Source organism: Thermoanaerobacter thermocopriae JCM 7501, from assembly GCF_001310975.1.
In the GTDB taxonomy this organism is placed as follows: domain Bacteria; phylum Bacillota; class Thermoanaerobacteria; order Thermoanaerobacterales; family Thermoanaerobacteraceae; genus Thermoanaerobacter; species Thermoanaerobacter thermocopriae.
Genome location: NZ_BAZY01000010.1, coordinates 25,688 through 48,804, shown reverse-complemented (window position 1 = coordinate 48,804; position 23,117 = coordinate 25,688). Strand labels below are relative to the sequence as shown.

Genomic DNA, 23,117 nt, shown 5'->3' with positions numbered 1-23,117 from the left:
TACTTATCTCATTAAATTCATTCTCATTTAAAGCAAGTTTTTTACTATAAAAAAATGTTCAAAACCTCTGCCCATAAAGAAGACAAATTCATCCAATCCCTATACGACTTACTAAAACTTAACAACTCCTTTATTTTTTCTATCATTTTTCTATATTCTTTCAAATACCTTTCATTCTCATCATACAAAATTCCAACATACGTCCATTTGGGAAGGCTTTCAATATTTTCCACTTCTATAGGTTCAATATATTTTTCATAAAAAATATTATCAAGATATGCTCTAATATCATAGTCACTAAAATCAACTTTGGCATTATGCGTCCCTTCTATTAAATCATTGATATAATTCTTCCATTGTACCCTTACAAATCTAAAAAATCTATCCTTTCCTGATAAAATTTCATTTAAAGGTACATCTTTTAAATTCTCTTTCTGCCTTAATTTATACTCCAAATAATCAGAAAGCACCTTAGGTAGCTCAATATTTTTGTAATACAGTCGTAAAAATGCTTTTACAACCTCATTTAAATTATTTATGTGCTCTGGAATAATTCCAAAAACAGCCTTCATCACATAATCTTTTGTCCCATTTTCCCCCAACACATTTCCATCGTATAACTGATATGCCTCATAAATTTTCCCCAAAAAGTCCGTACCCAATTCTTTTAAAACAGCATAATCAAGTTTTGGGAAAATTTCTTTCAATGATATGGACACATGATGAAAAACTGTCTGTATATCATAAGGAATTTCATTTATTTCTCTACACTTAAGTATAAATTTCTTATTGGGTTCTACAAAAGAATCATAAAATTTTCTATAGTTCAATTCATAATAAAACCTAAAACTATCCGGTTCCTGATAATTATATACCTCATATTCATCCTTATGTAGCATCTCTATAATACTTCTTCATTTAAAATGTCATCTTTATCCTCTAACAATATAAGATTAGAACCTTCTAAAGATAATTTATCTCTGATATAATCCTTAATCATAGAGACTCACTCCAAATACACAATGTACAAAGGCTTTAACATAGGCAATATATCCATAGACTTTTCAATTTCTTCTTTCCATCTTCTTCTCTCATTTTCTAATTTCACTCTGTACTTACAAGCCTTTTATCTGACACAGTATAGGTCACCTTTTCAATCGGGTCATATATGCTGTAAGACACATAGCCCCACAACTTAAATAAATCGATTATTTTCACTGTTCTTTTTTTGTCAATATTAAAAACCCAATCTCCAACTTTGAACAAATCAACCACCTAACCTTGTCACTGCATTATCATAATACATGAGCAAAGTTTGGTCTTCTTGTAGCACATTTTCAGGCAGTTTTTCGCCTATTTTTACAATCGTTTCATAATCTTTGTTTTTCCAGCAATTTTTGAAACCAGCTCTTATAGCTTCTGTCCTAAAAACTTTAAGACGCCCCGTAACATTTTTATATTCCTCAAATTCTTTAAGTAATCTTTTTTCCCGCAATTTTTCAAGGTCTGCCTGCTTATTTGCATCCGGCACATACCATCTGCCTGCCTCATCTTGCAAAAAGTTTTCCTGTAGTAAATCCAAAAGCTCTGGCAATTTTTCATATCTTAGCTGCTTTAACTCCTCCAAAAACATAGGCTGTATTTCCTGATATGTCATAGGTTTATTTAAAAGCTTAAATTTCAGCCACTGTATTGCTGTCTTTTCATCTTGTATTACAAAAGCAAGCTGCTCATTAAGTTCTAATTTGAGCCTTTTTGTATCATAAATAGCAGCCTGATCCGGTAAAAAGTACATTCCATCCCTCTCTATAAACCTCTTCTTCAATCCCTCATAAAACTCAGCAGCACTCATTGGAATAGTAGCACCCTTTTGTATGTGAAATGCAATCATACTATCATAAAGTGAATATTCCTGTCTTTCTGGTATTATATCAAGTTTTCCATTTGTCTCTATAACAACAGGCAGTTTTTCTAAATGCTGTCTTATAAAATCCCATACTCCCTCTTCCGTTCCAGCTTCTTTCAAAAACCTTTTTATAAACCCTTCTTTAGGCTTGTAAGCTGATATTATAAGGTCTTGTTTTACAGCAGTTGTCGTAGTAACTTGCTTAAAACTTCCTTGCTTTTTGTCTAAAGTTCTAACATTTGCTATGACAAATCCAGCTTTTAAAATTGACTCCTGTATTGCATTCCATACAGCATTTTTGGAATTGTGAAATTCCACAGTCATCCATCTTCCCGGCTTTAATATCCTGTACATCTCTGAAAAAGCTTTCTCCATAAGCTCTTGATATTCATGAAGCCCTTTTTTCTGAACTTTATTTATAATAGCTTCTGTTTTATTGTTTGTAAATACCTTAAGCCATGCCTCCCATAAAAAATTAAGCTCACTGTACATGAGGTTATCTCCAAAAGGAGGGTCTGTAAAAATATAGTCAATGGAGTTTGAATTAATCAATACTTGAGTCGTTGAGCCTGAATAAATATAACAATTATCTTTTTTATAGCTTTTAAAACCTTCTAATGGTTTTAAAAGCCCTTTTGCTCCCCATAATTTTCTTCTTAAATATTCAATTATATTAAGGTCTTTGATTAAAGACGGAATATATAAAGTGCCAGATACATTCCCTGTTCTTTCACCGTATCTTGACATTTTTGTTGACATAGTAACAATTGCCGTAAACATAAATTTAGAAATATAATAAAGTGGATATTCCTTTTTTTTAATCCTCTTATATAACGCACTCAATACATACAAATTCCTCTTTGTATAAAAATGATGCACATGTGTTATGCCAATTTTATCGTTCCTTCTCGATTCCTCCCCTTCAGGCATTCTATCTGTTGGATACCAATAGGTATATCCATTTCTTCAATCTTCTGTATAAGTTCCAAATCAAATTTGTCAGGTTTCTTTTCATATCTTTTTTTACCCACTGTATAGTTAATAAAAACAGGTACTTGTTTTGCCTGTTTTATTGTTTCACCAAGCGCCTTATCATAAACAGTCCTCCACGCTCTCTCAAGATTTGCTTTGGTTAATTTCGCACCACAGTGAGGACATTTAAATTCATCCAGAACTTTTCCATCCTCTTTGTCTACTGCAGCATCCCAAAAAACTATTTCATTGCTGCAGTTGGGACATATAAACACATCTGACCACACAGTATAATTTATTTTTCCTTTTATAACATTCCCTTCCACATCATGTTGCGGTACACCTTCTATAGTATGTATGGTTTCATACATCCACCCACATTCTTTTTCTACTTCCTTAAGTATCCTCTCTGCTCTTTTTTAAACTCCTCCACATCAACAGGGGTATTGTAATTGTAAGCTATAAAAGTAGCAGCAGGAGATAAATCTCCAAGAATTGCTCTTCTTGCTCCCCACTCTACTTTTTTACCCTCTTTTTCAAACTCCTTTTCCACTTTAAGTTTAAACTCCGGGTCAGGGGTGCCGCACATCTGTGCCGCAACCCCCGTCATGCCAGTTCCACAAAACCCATCAAATACTATATCTCCCGGCTTTGTATAATGTAGTATATATCTCATAATCGCTTTGTGAGGCACCTTTGTGTGATACGAATGGGCATTGTATATAGGATCATTTTTCCCTTCAGATACATCTGCCGTATAGGGTTCACAATTGTAATCATCCTTTTCTTCAACATAAGGTTTCCCGTATTTTTCAATGAATTCATTTATAAAAGGATTTGGACATGCAGTATAATAAGGCGGATCAGAAAGTTCTATTATATCTTCATCTTTACCAATAGGAAATCCCTCTATATCTCTTACTTTATCAAGCATTTCTTTTGTTAATTTCACCAGTCATTCCCCCGTTTATTTTATAATAATTCTTACTTTGTCCTTATCTTTGCCTTTTATAAGAAAATCGACATTTTCTAAAAATCTCTTTTTAAACTCATCTACTGTTACAGGTCCATCATAGGTTATCGCAGAAATAAACTTATTTATTTCAATCTCTACTTTTTCAAGACCAGCAATTAAGTCTTTTACTGCTGATACAAACAGATTATCCACTTTGTCAGGCAATTCTTTTTTATTCAAAAAGTCACGTATAACTTTTTGTTGGTCTTTATTCAAAATTTCCATTCTTTCTTGAATCATTGGATCTTCAATATTATCTAATAAAATTTTAGTCCATTCCTTATACAAATTTTCTATCTTGTCTTCAATTTCATCCAATTTTCCAAACACAGGAACTTCGCCACTTTTTATACTGTATCCACAATTAGGACATAGCACTTCTGTTTTTATATTTTCTTTCCTAAAATTATAACAGGTTTTTAATGAAGCCAATACCTTTTCAATCTCATCAAATTTGTTAACAGGAAATATTCCTACATCTTTAAGCTTCTTAAGATTATTAAGCGGATCACTTGCCATTATTTTCTTTTTACGCTCATCTCCATTATAATCAAGCCTGTGTTTCTTATGATACTCAAGGTACAAATCAATATACTCTATTTTCAATTCTTCTAATTCTCTCGTCAGCCTTTTATATCTTCACTTTCTTTAGTATCAATTTCCTTTATAAATCTTTCTACTTCATTTTTCATTTCATTTATATTTTGCTTTAATTCAATTTTTTCGGGTAATTGCTGTTCAGCAGAAGCCAAATATTTGACAAGCTCTTCTACTTCATTTTTAAAATCAATTATTTTTTCTATTTTCTTTACTGTCTCCAATGTCTTGAATTTTTCCTTTAACTCCTCTTCAGTATACTTAAAGTTTCTTAATTTCCCAGGGGTATTAAAGGCTTTTAAACTGTCAAGAAAATCTCTAAAATTATTGAGAAAATCTTTATAATTTTTTATTTCAAACTCATCAAATATAGGCTTCCCCCATATAGTTTTATTTGAAACAACAAATTGATTAACAGTTACAACTTTTTTAGCCAGTTCTTCACTCTTTGCAACCATTTGTCTTATAGCTTCTTCTGGTTTGCTAAGACTTGCTGTTACTAACCCTGATGGTAAACCTAATAAAGTAAACAGGGTTTTTAACTCTTTAACAGGTATATCTCTTGGCTTTTCAAAACTGTCAAAATCTATAAGCTCTCCAACGTTCATATTAGCAAGTGCCTCTATGGTAGTAGCATCATAAACTTTATTTTTTATTCTCAAAATTATATCTCCGCTGTACACAAGTGCACTGAGCAAAAGGACCACCCACTGCACTTCTAATTTGAATCTTTTGTCAATATCCTCACCGTTTACATTCTCTATAATATCTTCTCTATTTAAAACTTTTCCTGGTGGAAGTTTATATAATTCATTTAAAAAATAATTAGCATATTTTGAATTTCCGGGTACAATATCATCCCCTAAAATTAAATCAAAAGACTGCAATACTTTCTTGCCTGTTTCTGTCTTCTTGCCAGCTAAATAATTCATTGCACTTTTAAAAACTTCGCTTAAATTTGCCTCTGTGATTTTTGTGTAAAATGTAGGATATTCACTGTATTTTTCACTGAAATACAATGATAAGCAAGAAGAAGCCGCCTCATCAATATAGCTTTTAATAGTATCATAATTAGCTGTTTTTCCTTTAAGCCAATAAATTATACTTTGTGTTTCTCCTTTATAAGAAACATTAAAACATTTTGACACATTATCTCTTATCCATTTAGTAATATCCCTTTGAAAACCCTTAGCTTTATCTTCATAAATTTTTTTCTGATCACTGGAGGATAATTCACTTAATTCCATAGCGGCAGCGTATTTTTTAATTTTCTCTATTATTTCTTCATCTGCATTAATAAATTCAAAAAACACTTCATCTTCTTTTCCATTTAAAATATATTTTTTATTATAATTAGCTTCAACAAAAGGAGGCAAAAAGTAAACATAAAAATCTCTTGGAGGCTGAGCTGTACTCCTTTCATCAGGATATCCCATAAAAGATAGCCATATCTTTTAACATTTTTCTCATTCCAAGTAAGACTATACTCCCATATTCTCATGTTTGGTACTTTTTCAGGAGCATTCCAATCAAGAACTTTTATAAGCAATTCAAAATAATGCCTGTTAAAAATATCTTCTGACAATATTTCTGCTTTCTCCTGAATTTTTGCATCATAATTTATGCCTTCTCTTACCATGTCAAGATAATACTGCTGATTGTCTGGATTGTATGAAATATATTGCCAGCTCAATGTTTTCATTATTTCCTTCATTATTGTTTCTATAGTCGTTATTAAAAAGTCCTCTTCTATCTCTGGCATTTTTATATATAAACACAAATCATCTTTAATATTTTCAACTGTTATACCAACAGATGTATGTATATCTCCTGTAGTAAACCTATGAACACTTAATGCATGTACAATTCTTAATGCAGCGTGTTTATATTGAGGTCTTGTAAAGGAATGTTCAATTAAATCTTCTACAACAATGCTTTTATCAACTACTCTCTTTATATCTGGCTCTGCCTTAATGAAGGATTGTCTCTTAAAAACTTCCAATAAGAATCATAGGAAATAATTCCAGGCTCATCTTCAGGTACATCTTTGTCTAACAGTTCTCTCATAAGATGTGATATTGTTTTTAAAACTTCTCTTTTCTCTACAATAAACATTTTTTCAAATACTTCTATAAACATAGGATGTATAGGATATAATTCCACAAATTCTTCGATTCTGCTGGAAATACTTTTATACAACGGGCTGAATTTCTCTAAATGGCTCCTTATCCATGCTTTTTGTCTGTCATTCTTTTTTAACAATCTTTGAGATACTACGTAGGAAATATCTTCTCTTTTAATTATTAACTGTTCAAATCTGTCCTTCATCTTTAATACAGTTTGTGCAACAGCATTAAATGCCGGATTATCAAACAGGGTCTCCTGTACTCCCGTCATAAATCTCAATCTTGTAGACTTTGTTATTTCTCCTATTTCTCTTAAAAAAGTTAAATCGCGAATCAATTCCTGTTCTTTCCTTGCTTTTAGAAAATCTAATAATTCATCAACCACTATGAGATAGCCTTTGTCCGGAAATTTGTCTTCAAATTTACTCATCATTTCCATAAAAGCATCTTTGTTATTTGTAACTTCATCAATTGGTGGAAAATAAAACTCTATCCCGTATCTGGCAAGGTCCTTTTCTATCTCTTTCGTAATTATATTTCTTAAGGGTGTATTTACAGCCCCAATGTCAAATCTTAAAACTTTAAATTTTCCTGCGATCTTTCCCATCTCTTTTTTTAACTCTTCATGAGAAACATAATCTAACATTTCCTTATTTTCTGCTACTGCTGAAATTACAGACATTAAATGGGATTTACCAGTACCATAATTGCCAACTATAAATATACCCTTATTGTCAAGTGTTTCATCAAACTGTAATTGGGGTATACAAATATTAATAATACTATCTGCCATCCCCTCTGATACTACATAGGACTTTACAAGCCTTTTTGCCTCATCGATCTTGTCTGCATCCTTAAGTTTTATAACAGTTTCAATCGGTTCATACTGAATAAGATCTCCATATTTCATCCTATCTTCCTCCCTCAACATTTATTACAATTATATCCAAGTCATCTTTTTTGTATCTCCTATATTCTGGATAACCAGGTTCAGCGTATGTCAATATACCATTTATATAAGAGCCCCCCCAAGATGCAATTATTTTTTTATATCTACTCATGTTTTTAAGCATTTTTAAAGGGTCTATTTTTAAATGAGGAGCAAATAAAATTTCTATATTATCTAATATTGTAACATCTGTTTTACTTTGAGACAAAATTTCTTCCATAAAGTCATCTACATAGTAGCAACGTTCTTCAAAAGGTATATTAATTAATTTTTCTGACAACTGTAAATTTACATTTATATAATCATAGTTATAATCTGCAGAAATTTTTTTAAGCAGCTTAGTTTTTCCACTGCCAATTGGCCCTACTAATAAAATTAACTTGTAATATTTATATGGTAGCAAAATAAAAGCATCCTGTATATCTTTATAAATTGACATATCACCCTCTCCCCCTTTAGACCTATACATTTACTTCGATAAAAATTTACAAATTCCTGCATGTGGATAAAAATATATAAGAGAGTTCAATGATATACCGGTTTTAAATACTCATTTGTTAAATAAAAACAGGCATGAATTTATGTACAGTGCCTGTTTTTTATTATTTTATTTTTTCAAATTTACCTTTAGTCAAATGATATTTACTTAAATCAATTCCATTAAAGTCTGAAACTTTACTACCTACATTTATAAAATAGCCTGCTTCTTGAACTCTTGGTATATTCTGTGTAAAATCAAATTCTGAAAGAAGTTTGAGTTCCCCTTCAAATTTTATTTCATCAGAAAATTTGAAAAATTGTCTTAATGGAAAATTAGGTTTTATACTCGCTGTACCATTTCCAGTAATGTTCCATTCACTAAGTTTTTCTTCTGTTACTTCAATAATTGGGTCTAACAATTCCATCTCACCAAAACCATATTTAGTATCTCCACCAATATATATTTTTGAAAAAATCTTTTTCAATAAATCTGATAACTCTTTCTTTTCGCTTTCATCGTTTTTACTAACATTTTCTTCTGCGTTTTCGTTATTATTGCTATTTTTTATTAAAGAGTTTATTCTCTTTAATCGCTTCATCTTCAAATCCAATCAAACCCACCCAGTAAAGTTGGTTTAAATTATTTTCTATACTTTTTTCTTCCAAATCTAATTTTGATTTTGGCAGTATATACTCAAATTCATGTAAGCTTTCATCTTTCGCACTTCTTAATACAGGTTCTATGGCAGTTGATACAATAGTATCAACAAATTCAAATTTAAATTTATCCTTACTAATAAATTTTTCTTTTTCATTATCCTCTTTATTTTGTTCAGGCTTATCATTACCAAAAGATTTTCCAAATGCAAAATTTCCTTTTTTATATTGAGGAAATAATTCCTGAAAAACGGGAGATTTATCTTCTAAAGAATTTTCTATTTTTTGCTGTATTGCAGGATAAAAATTAGTAATTCTTTCAAATAATTTTTTAGCACTTTCAACTTCTCTAACCCCGATTGTTTTTAAAAATTGATTTGTTAAAGCTCCCCACATTGTCCAGCCAGGAATAAAAATTTCAGTTTCATTAATTACTCCCCACTCAACAGAGCCTATATGTATTGGCTGATTTTGTTTAAAAATTAGTTTAAACCATATCATTTTTATTCCCCCATTGCCTTTGCATGGTATCTGGCATAGATCAGAGCTTTTTCTAATGATTCTTTGTAAAATAGCAATTCATAAATATCTTTAGACAATTCCTGAAAAAAATCTTCAGCCTTATTAATTACATTATATTTAGATTGTAAAAAAGGTTTTAAAGTTTCTATTGGTTTTTCAACAAATATCTCACTGTATTTCTTATCACCTTTTTTATCCTTACTTAAACAAAAAACATAATAAGCATACACACCATCATTAGATAAAACTCCTAACGCTTTATCTATGAACCTTAAAATTTCTTTATCTTTTTGAGAACTGTTTACTATATCGAAACCCAATTTATTTAATGTATACTCAAGATTATTTTCATTCATTTTTGTTCACCCCCATTAGGGTTATTGTTACTTTCTTCTAATTTGCCTTGAGTAGTTTCATCGCAATTATTCGTATTTTTATCATTATCATAAATTTCTAATACAATTCTTCCAAACCCTCTTGTTGTCATACCGCCAATACCTAATGTTTCAAAGAAGTGTTTGGAATCACATAAAGCATCTTTTAGCATGCTATAATTAGGCAAATCCTTTATTTTATCTAATCCATCAAAAGATGATTTATCAAATATTCTTAAATCTCCATAGAATATCGTTCCTCTTGGTATTGCTTCAGAGGTAAACAAAGCACCTTCTTTTGCTGCACCTGTTATTGGGTCTATTGAGACAGATGTTCTTGCTTCGAGATTAGAATTAACAATTTGAGAGAATAGGCTTTCAGGTACAATAACAATTTTTTCGGTAGATAATTCGAATTCATCTATTTTGATTTTCTTTAAATCTATTGAAATATTTCCCACTTTATAAGGCAAATATATCCATCCTAAATTTATATGCCCATCCACTTTTTCATCCTCTATTTTTTCTAAAGCTATACAAACCAAATCTTTACTCTCATTTTGTTTATTTTCTGCCTTTTCGCCATATAATTTTGCATCTTTTAATATCTCTTTTGTTGTTATCCACTTGGTACCAAAGCGTGTAAAAACGGGGAAAAACAAAATATTTAAATCACTAAAAAAAATCATACCTTGCCAGCTTAAATCTTTCTTTGAAAATCCAAATCCTTTACAGATAATACAATGTCCACAGTGTCCTGTTTTGCCTTTATCATCTGTAGCATACGGAGCATTTGATATCTCCGCTTGAGGAGTATTATCCTGCCCTGCACAGGTAATTTTAGCAGTCACATTACCATAATAGAAATGCCAGTCATTATTATTCCACTTGCTTGGATTTTTCTCAATCCACGTTTTAATTTTTTCATCCAAAGTATTTTTATCAATACTTTTAATATCATTCATGGCAGGCTGTTTATTTTTAATTTTTGATATTAACTCAAGCATCGCATAATATCTCCAAGTCCCTGCTAAACTTGAACCAGGGATTTTGGGAAGCTTTGTTATTGGGTCTCTTACTATTGTGTTATCAACTCTTCCTATAGTATAACCACCTGTCCCAATATAAATTGGGTCTGTTGCCATACTATAAATTTTAAAGTCTTTAACTAAATCATTTGTATTTCCACTCATTCTTTATACCTCCTTCAAAGTTTTATGCCAGAATTCAAACATATCCAAGAAAAGCTGTACATTATCCAAGGTCATCTTTTCTTTTAGTACCGCATGGAGCTTATCATTTTCTCTAGATTTATCTATGTCAAATAGATCTTTTATTCCATCTGCAAGCCTTATATCTTTTTTTAGGTCAAGAATATTTATAAAGCTTGAAGCAAGAAAAGCTTTTATCCCTTCTACATTACCATCTATTTTAGATTCTTCATTGGCTATGGCTTCCCAATTATAATAAATTACAGAAATTAATTTTTGAAGTTTTGTACTTCTTGCATTGTTATTTTCTTTACTAAATAGTTCCTTAAATTTTTTAAACTTTTCCCAATTGTCTAAGTTATAAGGTCGTGAGCTTTTAAGTTTTATTGCTCTTTTCCATTTATTGTTTTCGTCATAATAAATATCATTTCTTCTTGTATTTGTGTCTAAAAATTCAAAATCAAAAGTATTAGGTATTATATTGATTTCTTCATCTTCACCAATTTCATCAATACTTATTATCCAGTGCATTTTCCCATCTTCGGGTTTAATATAAAATTTATAACCCTAGCAGGATTACCCCAATATAAAGAATAGTATTTATGAGTATTATTTAGCGATTCCTCAATCTTTTGGCATTTTAATATCTCTCTGACTTTAGATGGTTTTTCTTCTATTGATAGTTTTTCTATTGCCTCAACATCCCTCCTAATTTTTCTTAAAGCTTTTATGCCTACATACAATGGCTTTTTATAATCTTGTACCACTACTCCTATATGGAGTGGTAGTTTTCCATAAACAAATTTAAAGTTTTCATTATATTTTTTCATAACATTATCAATCAAATTTGGCACGTACTCAGCAGGTATAATAAACTGCCAGCTAATTGGGGTAGGATCTATAATTGAGATATATGGCTGGTAATCTTCTGTTTTTGCTACGCTTAAATTAAGTGACACACCTATATCTTTCTTATCCTCATATCTTTTTAAATTAAATTTTGGATCACTTGTCAAATCCTTAATATAAGATATCAAATAAACTTTGCCTTTGTTAGCCCAAAAAACTGCTTCTCCATCATAATACTCACCATCTGGGATATATTCATCTTTGCCGTTAATTTTTATATCTTCCCAAAAATACCTTTTCCTCCTCTTATCTGGAATATCCGCATAAGCACATATATTCTTCTTTATATCTTCAAAAAACTCCTGAGTACTTTCCCATATTCTTCTCAACCTCGCTGGAGAAGGATTTTCCCGAAGGAGAAATTGAAGTAGGATGAATGATAGGAATTTTAATTCAGTATCCTTAAGGTTCACCCAATCAATAATTTGTTCTTTCCATTTTATCTTGCCATTTAAACAATTTGATTCAATAAGAAGTTCCCACTTTGTTCCAACTACAGAGCCGAAGAAAATCTGCCTGAAAAAATCATTGATGTCTTCATTGTTTTTTTTACAACCATCATATGCATCTTTTGCTAAAAGATTAAAAAGTTTAAAATCAAAAATTTTTATAAAATTTTTGAAAGGCTCATTATTTAATAAAGTTTTTAATGATTGTTCGTTATTTTTTCTGTCAACCAATTTCAAACCAGAATTTTCAATTTTTAATTCTAACTTTCCGTATTTTCTAAGTAAAGTTGAATCGCTAACAGGAGAAATGATATCTTCAATTTTTAATAAAAATTGCTCATTTAAATTACCTTTTTCATCTTTATATCTATCTAATAGAAAAGCATTTTCAATATATAATGTCTTTATTACATTTAATGTGTTTACTGTTAATTCAAGTTTATCAATGTAATTTTCTTCTCTCAACAGCATACTATTTAACATATCCCCATTTAACCAGTCATGAAGCTCAAACTTCATTGTCACCAATGCAACTCTATCCTTTGTATCCTTCAATTCATCCATCCAAATAGTTTCTTTACTCGTATCTTCAAGCCATTTATCAATTCTACCTCTTGTTTTCTCTTCAAAACAAACATCACAAATATTTTTATCATCATTTCTTCTATCTGATTTGAAAACCAATCTTTGCCCACAAACGTGACATATACCAATTGCCTTTCCACTTTCGGATTTTTCTATGCATATATCAGTTTGTTTCTTACTCCAGTCTGCTTTTAAAAAATTTTCTTTAGCCTCTTCAAGAAGGTAAGGTAAATTCATAAGCCCCCTTGATGGTTTAGTCAAAAAGATTGCAGGGTAAAGTTCATCAAAAGTTTTTTCTTTAAAAATATCTGTAATTTTATCATTTATCTCTTCTAAATCACTCTTTAACTTGGCTAAATTACTATCATCCTTTAGGTCTTCCCCTAAGTCTTCACCCACCAAAAATAAATTCCTGTCTCATCACGATATATTTCATTACCAATAGGGTAATCATACTCTAAAAGCTTTTTAATTTCATCATCAACCTCATTCGATACTTCTCTATACCATTGTATTTGTTGAGGCTTATAACCTTTTTCTGCAAGAGCAAGCTTATCATATTGTATACCAAGAATACACCACTTAATAGAAGATGGATTATCCATATATTTTTCTAGATTAGATGAATTCATACACAATTGAGCTAATACTGCCTTAAACATAGTAGCTGTCATATATGCCTGATCCCAGAGAGTAACATCATTTACCGGAAAACGCGAATCACTTAAAAGCTTTGAATACCAATTCTTAACCTCAGTAAAAACAAATCTTCTTATTTCTTGCCAATTAGGATTTACATAATAATTATTACTGGATAAGAAGTTATGAAATTTATTGTAAAAGCAAATCCTTGCATCATCAAAATCCTGCAATTCTACATTTTTCTTAAAAGAACCAAAAGCATTTGAAATCCATAAATTACCCTTTAACTGTTCTTTTGGAGAGCCTTTATCTATACCAGAATTTATATTTTCACAACCGCGAAAGAAAATTTTCTTAATAAAATCTTCACCATCTTCATTTTCCTTTAATGCATCCCCTTTAAAAAAGATTATCCAATCAAATTCTTTTTCAAAAGGAAAGCTTACTTTGTGATTAAATATAAAATCTTTTAAATTACTTTTTTCAGTCTCATATTCAAAAGGAGTTTTATTGATTTCATTTGCTATCTTATGATAATCTTTATAACTACTAAATGGTAAATAACCAAAATTGGATTTGAAATCAATTTTAAATTTTTCTTCATCATTTATGCCAAAATTTATATTCCAATAATTTTGACCATTTTTCTCGTGCCAAAATCCAATATGTGTTTTACCTAAATTAAATAGCAATGCACCTATTTCAGCTTTTAAAATCTCATCCTTATATTTCTTTAAATTTTCTAAATTCAATTCTCCCATTTTAACCACCCTTTTTCTTTCAGTCCATCACTTATATTTAAATCTTTGTTAGTAAAATAATACTTAACTTCGCATAATTCAAAAGTTCCCCATCCAAGTTTTGTTTTCGCTCCTATTCCATTCTGTGATACTTTTTCAATTGCCGATAAAAGATTTTCTAAATCTTTTTCAGCTTCCTTTTTTAATTCTTTATTTTCTTTTAATATCCCATCAAAAGGAATATATATAATCTGCAAAATCCCTTCTGTACCTTCTGGAACCACTTCATAATAAATCGGTTGAATCCCTGCTCTTTTTCTTCTGTCATGGGGATTTATTACTTCTAAAGAAAGTCTGTCAAAATATGTAGGATGAAATATGGCTCTTCCTTTATGTGTTTGAAATGCTATTGGTAAATTTTTATTATCTTTTTGAAATTTCTCAGAAATTTTCTCGTAAAGAATTTCTTTAAGTGTTTCATATGAATCTTGGTTATTAACTTCATCTATGAGATTTTTGTCAACTTTCATTCCAAGTTCAAATAATATAAATTCTAAGAGTTTTTCTTTAAAGTCATTTAAATTATTGGTTTTCTCCTTTAAATAATTTTCTATTGTTTTTATACTTTCAGATCCTGCACCAAATATTCGTAAGTAACTGTCAATAACTTCTTTCTTTTCATTAAGGTTATTTTTTTCATTAAAGTTGTCTTTTTCATTAATTAATTCTTTAAATGCCCCTGCTAAAGCCCCCTTCCATCCGCTTCCACGTACCATAGGAACTTTAAAAACTTTTTCCTTTAATATTGGATTTGAAATAATATAAAATTCATCATCATCTTTTGAGAAGTATGGCTGTTTTAGCTTGAATCTTGCCTGAATGATAAATGAATAAGGCGGAAGTTTTTTTATATACTCATTAATTGTATTCAAAGTTAAAATCCCTGATATAAAATTGACATTTTTCAATTGTTGGTCATTTTCAAAAACAAAATCTTTATTTTCTTTCATAATTTCTTCTTTTAACCAAGTTACCAGAAAATCTTTTGTTGTCTCATTAGATTTATTTTTCTTTAAAAATTTAAAAAAATCATCCTTTTTATAGGCTTTATTAGATGAAATAAATGGGAAATCTTTTTTTAATTTATCGATATTAACTTTATCCGTCTCTTTCAACTCATTGTTTTCTTTATTTTCAAACAGGTAATTTTCTATTTTTTCTTCACTTTTGGGCTTAAAATAAAACTTACAATATGATACATAATGACTTAAACTTTTCACTTCATCAATATTTATTTCTATCAAAGCATCATACTTAGCCATTCCTATCACCTCTACTTTTTAGATGATTAAATAATAATTTTTGATACTTGCTGAATATTTTATCCGGTACTTTTTTGTTATCAAATGGATTATTGAAATTTATTAAATATACATGATAATCATCATTCTCTATCAAATTTGAAACATAAATACTTGAAGCAGCGCCTTGCTCCCCAAAGTTTCTTTTTCTGTAACGCATTTCTTCTTCTCTTCTCAAAAAATATTTAAAATTATATCCTAACACTTTTTTTCGATTGTCATATTTGATTTTTTCAATTTTATGTATTCGCATTATATCATTGTATTTAATGCCCTTTATATTAGCTTCTTTATCGTTTTGTTCTCCTTCAACTCTAATATTTACCAATCCAAATCCAAAAGAAAGTTTCCCTCCAACAAAAATTATTTTATCTTTATAAAAATTAAAAAAACCTGATAAATAATTATCCCACCAATATTCTGTTGTCTTAAGCAATAATTTTACATCTTTATGTAAAACAATTTTGGAATCTTTTCTTTGAAAAAGTACACTTTTAATCCAATGTTCGGTGTTAATGCCATTCTCTTTAAATGGAAAATTAAAATCTATTTCTCTAAAATTTAATTCTTGTTTTATAAAAGAGCTTATTTCTATATCTACCCTGCTTTTCCATCCTGTACATCCAAATAGACGAGAGGGTACAGATAACCCTAAATCTTCAAGTGATTCATCTAATATATTATCAAAACTTTTATTATCTCCTTCTCTCAACAAACGTTTTAAGAAAATTTGCTTCAATGTACGTTCTTCTTTAGGATTTTCAAGTTCTCCTAAATTATCTGCAACTACATTATTGTTATTTAATTTCTCATTATTTCCATTTTTAACAGCTTTCCAATATACTGAAAACCAAAACCTTAAACTTCCCATTAAAGAAGAAGGTCTAACATTACTATTTTCCTGCCAAGCATCTCCTGTCCATAATGGAGTTATTGTTTCTAAATGAACAGTAACTTCCTTCTTATTCATATGGAAAACCCCTTTGTAATAGATTTTAATTATATAATAAGTCAAGAAAAAAATCATTAAAACATGATAGTCCTAACCTCCATAAAAAACACTGGCCAAATTTTTCTCATATAACAATATTCTACATAACTTTTCAAAATCCTGCTAAAAATTTGTATCTTAAAAAACAAAAATGTCGCTGATTGTCAGAGGTACATCTCTGGATTAATCAGCGACATTTTTCTCAAAATCCGCACTTTTTCAACTATGACCGATGACCTTATTGCATTAAAAGAATTTTTTAAAAGCAAAGGTTGTAATGTTGTTGCTATGGAAAGTACCGGTTCTTACTGGAAACCTATCTACAACCTGCTGGAGCTTGAGGATATTAAAATTCTACTCGTCAATGCTAAGCATATTAAAAATGTTCCCGGCAGAAAAACTGATGTAAAAGATGCTGAGTGGATAGCAAGTCTTTTGCAACATGGCCTCTTGCAAGGCAGCTTTGTCCCAGACAGAGAACAAAGAGAGCTTCGCGAACTTGTCCGCTATAGAAAAAGCCTCATTGAAGAAAAATCAAGAGAACTTAATCGCATACAAAAGGTTTTAGAAGGAGCTAATATCAAACTGTCTTCGGTAGTCTCTGATATCAACGGGGCATCCAGTCGTTCTATACTTGAGGCTATTATAAATGGTGAAGAAAATCCCGAAACCCTGGCTGAGCTTTCTCAAGGCAAGCTAAAAAATAAAATGGATGAACTAAAACGCGCTTTAAAAGGCTTGATCAATCATCACCAAAGAATGCTTCTGGAAATACAGCTTAGACATATTGATTACCTTGATGAAGAAATAGCAAAATTAGACGAAGTACTATTTTCTAAAATTGAAAAAATAATTTGTCGTCGATCCTCAACATTTTTTGCATTATCTTAGGTCGACGACAAATTTATATTAATCAATATTACCTTACTTTTCCTTTAATACCTCTAATATTTCTCTTAAAAGTTTTACTTCCTCTGATGGTTCAGGTGGTGTTTGTTCTTTTTCTTTTGCTTTTCGCTGTCTAATAGCATTCATAGGAGCTACTATGAAAAAATATATGGCTGCAGATACGATAATAAAGTTAACAACAGCATTAAGGAAATTGCCTATGGCTATTGGTCCTAATTTAAGGGCAGAAAAATCAGGAGCTCCAAATATTGCTCCAATCAGTGGAGTTAAAACATCCACAACTAATGAATTTACTACTTTGTTAAAAGCTGCACCTATTATTACAGCTACTGCTAAATCCAAAACATTTCCACGCATAATGAATTCTTTAAACCCTTTTAACATATTTTCCTCCTTTCAACAAGTAATTAATTGTCCACCCTATATATCCCTATCACAAAACTTTTATTAGAAAGAAGTAGCAAATCAAAATGTTTTTTGCAAGAAGAAATTACCTTGCTCCTCCATAATCCTATACTCCTCTAATCCAAAACACTATTGCCAATATAATTCCCCATAAAATTACAAAGCTTTTTACTTTTTTGCTATCAAACTTTTGCGATATCTTAGCTCCCAAATATCCTCCTAAAGCAAATCCTATCATGAGAATAATAGCAAAAGGCCATTCTACTTTTCCACTAAAAAGTAAAACTAAACCGGAGGTGATATTTATAAAAAGTGAAAGAACATTTTTTATACCATTTGCCGTGTGTATGTCAGTAATACCTGCTATTCCCAACGTTGCCAGCATTAAAATGCCAATTCCTGCTGCAAAATATCCTCCATAAAGAGAAGTAAGAAATTGAAGTATAAAAACAAATACTAGTGATTTTTTCTTTATATCTTCTCCTTCCTTTAGATTAAATTTATTTCTTCTGTCATTTAATGCTAAAATTATGGTCGCAAATAAAACCAAAAAAGGTACGACAAAATTAAAAACCTTGTAAGGAGTTATCATAAGAAGATATGCTCCTAAGATACCTCCAAATAACGAGGGAAATATTAAAATCTTCAAAAGATGCTTTGTCTTAACGAGTCTTTCTTTAAAGCCCCATGCACCTGTGACAGAACCAGTCCACAGAGCAACTGTATTTGTTATATTGGCAGATAGAGGATTTACACCAACCCATACAAGGCAGGAAAGGTTATTAAAGTGCCACCTCCTGCTATAGCATTAGTGGCTCCTGCTAAAATAGAAGCCACTAAAATTATTACGTAATTACTCATTAGATTATCTCTCCAAATTCGTCAAATTTAAATCTATAAGCTCTTGGAAGCAAATTTTTCTCCGGGGCTTTGTAACCTATCGCTACTATCATCGGCACCATTTTTTCTACATCTATACCTAAAAACTCTTTCATCTTTTCTTCACTAAAACCATCCATAGGCGCTGTAGCAGCTACCTCAAGGACTTCTTTTATAAAGTCATCAGATATTTCTTTTGTAGGGTCAAAAAATATAATAGACCTTCTCTCTGTTATAAGTTTCTGGCATTCTTTCATGCTTATACACTCTCCTTTTTTTAATCCAGAATTACAAAGCTAACCTAAAATTGGTATGCCAGTTTAAAAAATGCCGATAATAGATTTATATTCTCTATAAAAGTATGAAATCCTTCCTGCCTTTTTAAAAAAAGCTTTAGAACAAACTCTTTTGAGTTATAATCGAAATAACAATGAACTTTTGCATATTTTTAATTTGTTTACTTTTTCATCCCCAAACCGTCTTTATTAATGAAAAGCTATAAGGAGGAGGGGTTAATGTGGCAGGATTTGTACAAAGCTGCATTCTATTATTTACTTAACTTGGGTGTACCACAGGCTGATGCTGAAGACATAGCCCAAGAAGCTCTGCTTTCCACATACTTAAATTTAGACGGCATTCAAGAGGGAAAATTAAAAGCTTATGTTTTGACTGCGGCGCGAAACAAATACACTGATTATCTGCGCAAAACCAAAAAAGATATGACAGTTTCTATTATAGATGTCTTTCCTCAAAGTACCTTTTCAGAGTTTCAACAGATTGAAAATAAAGAAGTAATAAAAAAAGCAGTTAATAGGCTTACTCTCAATGAGCAAAAGCTCTTTTACCTTAAATTCATATTAGAAATGTCAAATGAAGAAATTTCCTCTTACTTAAAAACCAATTCCAATACAGTAAAGACAATGGTATGGAGACTAAGAAAAAAATTAAAAGAATATTTAAAAGAGGAGGAGAAAAGTTAAATGGGATCAGATTTAAATAAGCCAATAAGCGATATACCTTTTGACGAAAAAGCTTTTTTGCGCAAAGCTCGTTTTAAAAGCATACTTCGCATAATAATAATTTCTTTAATTATCGCCATAGGTGTTTTTGTATTAACCACCATAATTCCCGAAATGATGCTGCAGAATCAAGAAAACCGCATAGACAGCTTTTATCCGGATATTGTTAAATTTACAGAACCTAATACCTTCGCAATTTCAGGAGAAAGTTATAATGTCAGGCTATTCGGGCGGCAAAAAGAATATTATCTTTTAAGGTTAATAGGAAATAAGCCTTATCCTGCCGGAATAGTCACAGTTGATTTTGATATCTGGGGAGGAGAGCAATTTAAAGGAGACAAATCTTTTTGTGTTATCGAAACTGACCACATAATCCCCTATTCCGAAATCTCCACTGTCATACCAGAAGGTACAAAAGAATACCTTGCTCCTTATGCCGTGCCAAAATTAAAATTTTACAATCCCGCAGTAAAATACGATAAAGTTATAAGAGAGTTTGATGTACTAAAAAATATACCTAACGATAATCTCGTTGAAATGGCTTTATCTTTTGACAGACCTTTAACCCACAGCGAAATTAAAACTATTATACCTGAGGATTTAAAGCTAATGTGGGGTGCCGTTTTAGTTTATGAAGAAAAAGATTATAAGCAAAGAAGCTATCTTGCAGAAAGATTGGTTGGAAACCCATATGTTAATAGCCCTAATGGCAAAAAAGAATTTTTAAAAGAACTGGAACGACTTAGCAATGTACAAAGTTATTTTTCAACTAATCTAAAAAGGACAGTGAATTTCTTAAAGGAAAACGGGATAAAATACTACGGCGTCGTCGTAGTGGGCCCCCCCGAATCTTTGCAAAAACTATCTTCTAATTCAATTATCACAGGAGCAGTTTTAGGAATAGTAACAGAACCATATTAAATTTCTTACTAACATTTTTTCACCTACATAAAGAGGTAATATACTACTTATAATCAAAATATTTTTCCAAAAATTTTTCTTTATCCCAGCTATGGTCTTTTGCTAACTGCTCCTCTGTTACATTGAAATAATCATATCTTACATTATCCCCTTGATCTGGAACAGGGTCATCCCATGTAACATCTACGTAACTGATTTTGCCGTCAATTCTTATCATATTCCAAGCATGAGGCATAGACCCACTATAATTAAAACCTGTACCAGCTACTCCAAGGCTATCAATCCCAGCTAATTGAGCAAGTAAATTAAAAGCTGCAGCATATCCTTGGCACACCCCTACTCCTTTTATCAAAACTCCATAAGCAGTATAAGATTCTGGTGGTATAGTGTTATTTATCAAATTTTCATAATCATATTTAGTATTCTTTACAATGTAGTCGTGAATTGCTTTGACTTTATCTATATCAGACATATCCGGTTTTATTATTTGGCTAATAATTTCTTTAGCTTTAATATATACTTCATCTTTCATTTTTTCCAATTTATCTTTAGGATATATATATTCAAATTTTATACTTACTTTACTTATGACATTGTTAAAACTATTTGCAGAAATAGTCCACTTATTGGCATAGCCAATTTCAGGATGATGTGCCAATACCAGATCTACAATATCCGATATACTGTTTAATATATCATTAACTGTACCACTACTTCTTACAGAATTGTAGAAAGAATTGCTAAGTGTAAAAGTTATCTCATCTTCATTGTTTTCAAGAGCATTTTTAATTAAAAGATACAAATCTTTTTTACTGGTTATATGAGAAGATGAAAAGGTCTTAGCTTCGTCAATTGCATTTTTTGGTGCAGTTATTAAACTTACAGCCGCTTTTAGATTGGAAGCAATTATTATGTGCCCATTTTCGTATATTACTTCATATCCAAGGACCTCACCAACAAATCTTAAAGGCACATAGGTATAGCCATTTATAATTTGCGGCGCCACTACTAATTCATAACTTTTTCCATTAACTTTTGCAATTTTGTGGCCAATTATAAATTGTACAGTCGTTTCGCCGCGAAAGGCTGTAACCGTTTTAGTCTTCTCTTCCCAGTTTACCTTAGCACCTAATGTTTCAAAAAATGCCCGCATAGGAACTAAAGTTGTGCCGTTTTTTATAACAGGCTTTTGTTCAAAAACTACATTTTGTCCATTAATTGCAATTGTTATATTTGCCGCTTGTGCTGAAATAGGAATCAATATAGAAAAGGCTACAAAAACTAATAGTATTAAAGATAACTTTTTAAGCATTATATATATCACCTCTGAACTTTCTAAAGACTAATATTAAACTATACAACAATATTTCTCTTTAATAATTATACTAAATCTCAGAAAATCAGAAAACTTTCTTATGAATAATTCAACAAAAAAAGGACATAAATTATTGACGAGGGTTTGTTTCCTATGTTATAATAAAAAGCGCGCAGGGGAGTAGCTCAATTGGTAGAGCAACGGTCTCCAAAACCGTGGGCTGCGGGTTCGATTCCTGTCTCCCCTGCCATTATTGAAAAATCAATGTTGGCAGGCAAACTAACCCTCTCAAAAAATTCGAAGTTGTTGGGAGGGATTTTATTATTCCTAAATTGCTACCATTCAGAAATTTAAAACTAATAAACTTATCTTAACGTTAATTTTACGGTTCTTCTGGTATAATTATCCATGCAATTAAATAAGCTAAAAGTCCAGTTCCACAAAATATTATTAGAAATGCCCAAATGAGTCTTATAATTGTTGGGTCTATATTAAAATACTCTGCTATTCCTCCACATACGCCTCCTATCATTCTTTGTGTTCTTGAACGATAAAGTTTTTTTGACATTATATACACACTCCCTAATTTTTTATTTTCTTCTCTAATACGACCTTAATATGACCCTCAAATGCCAATTTTTTGTAGCCTTTTTACAACACCTCTTCCTCTTAAAATTAATATACCAGAGTATAATTACTCTTGCAAACAATTTATTTGTGGTAAAATATAATTAAAAATAATCAATGTGGGAGGTATCATCGTGAAAAGCTATAGAAAAGAGTTGTGGTTTGAAACAAAAAAGAGAAGAGAATTTATAAATATTACACCTCTTATAGAGGAATGCGTTAGGGAAAGCGGAATCAAGGAAGGGCTTCTTTTATGTAATGCAATGCACATTACCTCAAGTGTTTTTATTAATGACGATGAACCAGGCTTACATAAAGACTTTGAAAATTTCTTAGAAAAATTAGCTCCCGAAAAACCCTATGACCAATATTATCATAATACTTATGAAGACAATGCAGACGCTCATTTAAAGCGTACAATAATGGGTCGAGAAGTTGTAGTAGCTATAACAGATGGAAAATTAGATTTTGGCCCATGGGAACAAATCTTTTACGGTGAATTTGACGGAAAAAGGAAAAAAAGAGTGTTGGTCAAAATTATAGGTGAATAAAAAAT

At 30.7% G+C, this 23,117-nt stretch carries 19 protein-coding genes, 1 tRNA gene and 5 pseudogenes; 5 read left to right on the top strand and 20 right to left on the bottom strand.

Going from position 1 to position 23,117, the window contains the following annotated elements; genetic code table 11:
* Positions 1–44 precede the first annotated feature (44 nt).
* The 15 genes and pseudogenes from pglZ to cmr1 all read right to left on the bottom strand — a co-directional run bounded on the left by pglZ (position 45) and on the right by cmr1 (position 16,465).
* Positions 45–899: a BREX-3 system phosphatase PglZ gene (pglZ, locus tag JCM7501_RS14385; RefSeq protein ID WP_256201198.1), complete on the bottom strand. Its 855-nt coding sequence runs from the start codon at positions 897–899 to the stop codon at positions 45–47.
* A 205-nt stretch (positions 900–1,104) separates the two neighbouring features.
* Entirely contained in the window at positions 1,105–1,266 is a 162-nt protein-coding gene (locus JCM7501_RS12590; protein WP_081723144.1) for a helicase, read from the bottom strand.
* A 1-nt stretch (position 1,267) separates the two neighbouring features.
* Positions 1,268–3,830, bottom strand: a pseudogene (locus tag JCM7501_RS05780) (DNA methyltransferase).
* A gap of 15 nt (positions 3,831–3,845) precedes the next feature.
* The gene (locus JCM7501_RS14380; RefSeq protein ID WP_256201197.1) at positions 3,846–4,499 is read right to left on the bottom strand and encodes a DUF6079 family protein; all 654 of its coding nucleotides are present in this window, start codon (positions 4,497–4,499) and stop codon (positions 3,846–3,848) included.
* A gap of 17 nt (positions 4,500–4,516) precedes the next feature.
* Positions 4,517–7,526, bottom strand: a pseudogene (locus JCM7501_RS05775) (DUF6079 family protein).
* Position 7,527: 1 nt separating this feature from the next.
* Positions 7,528–8,004 carry a BREX-3 system P-loop-containing protein BrxF gene (brxF, locus tag JCM7501_RS05770; protein ID WP_028992366.1) on the bottom strand — a complete coding sequence of 159 codons (477 nt, stop codon included), beginning with the start codon at positions 8,002–8,004 and terminating at the stop codon, positions 7,528–7,530.
* Positions 8,005–8,167: 163 nt separating this feature from the next.
* On the bottom strand, positions 8,168–8,656 hold the full coding sequence (locus tag JCM7501_RS14375; protein WP_256201196.1) for a hypothetical protein: 489 nt from the start codon (positions 8,654–8,656) through the stop codon (positions 8,168–8,170).
* A complete protein-coding gene (locus JCM7501_RS14370) occupies positions 8,604–9,203 on the bottom strand; it encodes an RAMP superfamily CRISPR-associated protein (RefSeq protein ID WP_256201195.1) in 600 nt (199 codons plus the stop codon). The genes JCM7501_RS14375 and JCM7501_RS14370 overlap by 53 nt, the downstream gene beginning before the upstream one ends.
* A 2-nt stretch (positions 9,204–9,205) precedes the next feature.
* The gene (locus JCM7501_RS05760; protein ID WP_028992364.1) at positions 9,206–9,580 is read right to left on the bottom strand and encodes a hypothetical protein; all 375 of its coding nucleotides are present in this window, start codon (positions 9,578–9,580) and stop codon (positions 9,206–9,208) included.
* Positions 9,577–10,791, bottom strand: coding sequence for an RAMP superfamily CRISPR-associated protein (locus JCM7501_RS05755; RefSeq protein ID WP_028992363.1), 1,215 nt, complete (start codon positions 10,789–10,791; stop codon positions 9,577–9,579). The genes JCM7501_RS05760 and JCM7501_RS05755 overlap by 4 nt, the downstream gene beginning before the upstream one ends.
* A gap of 3 nt (positions 10,792–10,794) precedes the next feature.
* Complete coding sequence (locus tag JCM7501_RS14365) at positions 10,795–11,340, bottom strand: hypothetical protein (RefSeq protein ID WP_082392674.1); 546 nt, start codon at positions 11,338–11,340, stop codon at positions 10,795–10,797.
* On the bottom strand, positions 11,328–13,151 hold the full coding sequence (locus tag JCM7501_RS14360) for a hypothetical protein (RefSeq protein WP_082392672.1): 1,824 nt from the start codon (positions 13,149–13,151) through the stop codon (positions 11,328–11,330). The genes JCM7501_RS14365 and JCM7501_RS14360 overlap by 13 nt, the downstream gene beginning before the upstream one ends.
* Positions 13,136–14,155, bottom strand: a complete 1,020-nt coding sequence (locus JCM7501_RS14355; protein WP_082392670.1) for a hypothetical protein — start codon at positions 14,153–14,155, stop codon at positions 13,136–13,138. Before JCM7501_RS14355 ends, JCM7501_RS14360 begins: the two co-directional genes overlap by 16 nt.
* Positions 14,143–15,438 (bottom strand): RAMP superfamily CRISPR-associated protein, encoded by a 1,296-nt coding sequence (locus tag JCM7501_RS05745; protein WP_245599078.1) that lies wholly within the window; start codon positions 15,436–15,438, stop codon positions 14,143–14,145. Before JCM7501_RS05745 ends, JCM7501_RS14355 begins: the two co-directional genes overlap by 13 nt.
* Before the next feature lie 10 nt (positions 15,439–15,448).
* Positions 15,449–16,465, bottom strand: a complete 1,017-nt coding sequence (gene cmr1 / locus JCM7501_RS05740; RefSeq protein WP_028992360.1) for a type III-B CRISPR module RAMP protein Cmr1 — start codon at positions 16,463–16,465, stop codon at positions 15,449–15,451.
* A gap of 225 nt (positions 16,466–16,690) precedes the next feature.
* Between cmr1 and JCM7501_RS05735 the strand changes: the two are divergent.
* Positions 16,691–17,329, top strand: a pseudogene (locus JCM7501_RS05735) (IS110 family RNA-guided transposase); the annotation flags it as partial.
* An 81-nt stretch (positions 17,330–17,410) separates the two neighbouring features.
* On the opposite strand, the gene mscL reads toward JCM7501_RS05735, so the two are convergent.
* The 3 genes and pseudogenes from mscL to JCM7501_RS05720 form a co-directional block, all read right to left on the bottom strand.
* Entirely contained in the window at positions 17,411–17,779 is a 369-nt protein-coding gene (gene mscL / locus JCM7501_RS05730) for a large conductance mechanosensitive channel protein MscL (protein ID WP_003869602.1), read from the bottom strand.
* A 127-nt stretch (positions 17,780–17,906) separates the two neighbouring features.
* Positions 17,907–18,661, bottom strand: a pseudogene (locus JCM7501_RS05725) (sulfite exporter TauE/SafE family protein).
* The gene (locus tag JCM7501_RS05720) at positions 18,661–18,936 is read right to left on the bottom strand and encodes a nitroreductase family protein (RefSeq protein WP_028992324.1); all 276 of its coding nucleotides are present in this window, start codon (positions 18,934–18,936) and stop codon (positions 18,661–18,663) included. Before JCM7501_RS05720 ends, JCM7501_RS05725 begins: the two are co-directional and overlap by 1 nt.
* A gap of 258 nt (positions 18,937–19,194) precedes the next feature.
* On the opposite strand from JCM7501_RS05720, the gene JCM7501_RS05715 reads away from it, so the two are divergent.
* On the top strand, positions 19,195–19,659 hold the full coding sequence (locus tag JCM7501_RS05715) for an RNA polymerase sigma factor (protein WP_028992323.1): 465 nt from the start codon (positions 19,195–19,197) through the stop codon (positions 19,657–19,659).
* Positions 19,660–20,619, top strand: coding sequence for a sigma factor regulator N-terminal domain-containing protein (locus JCM7501_RS05710; RefSeq protein WP_028992322.1), 960 nt, complete (start codon positions 19,660–19,662; stop codon positions 20,617–20,619).
* A 43-nt stretch (positions 20,620–20,662) separates the two neighbouring features.
* On the opposite strand, the gene JCM7501_RS05705 is transcribed toward JCM7501_RS05710, so the two are convergent.
* A complete protein-coding gene (locus tag JCM7501_RS05705) occupies positions 20,663–21,931 on the bottom strand; it encodes a stalk domain-containing protein (RefSeq protein ID WP_012995407.1) in 1,269 nt (422 codons plus the stop codon).
* A gap of 177 nt (positions 21,932–22,108) precedes the next feature.
* Between JCM7501_RS05705 and JCM7501_RS05700 the strand changes: the two genes are divergently transcribed.
* Positions 22,109–22,184, top strand: a tRNA-Trp gene (locus tag JCM7501_RS05700).
* Between the two features lie 135 nt (positions 22,185–22,319).
* Here JCM7501_RS05700 and JCM7501_RS05695 read toward each other — a convergent pair.
* Positions 22,320–22,502 (bottom strand): annotated as a pseudogene (locus tag JCM7501_RS05695) (PspC domain-containing protein); the annotation flags it as partial.
* Between the two features lie 193 nt (positions 22,503–22,695).
* Here JCM7501_RS05695 and JCM7501_RS05690 point away from each other — a divergent pair.
* Positions 22,696–23,112, top strand: coding sequence for a secondary thiamine-phosphate synthase enzyme YjbQ (locus tag JCM7501_RS05690; RefSeq protein WP_003869608.1), 417 nt, complete (start codon positions 22,696–22,698; stop codon positions 23,110–23,112).
* Positions 23,113–23,117: the final 5 nt, after the last annotated feature.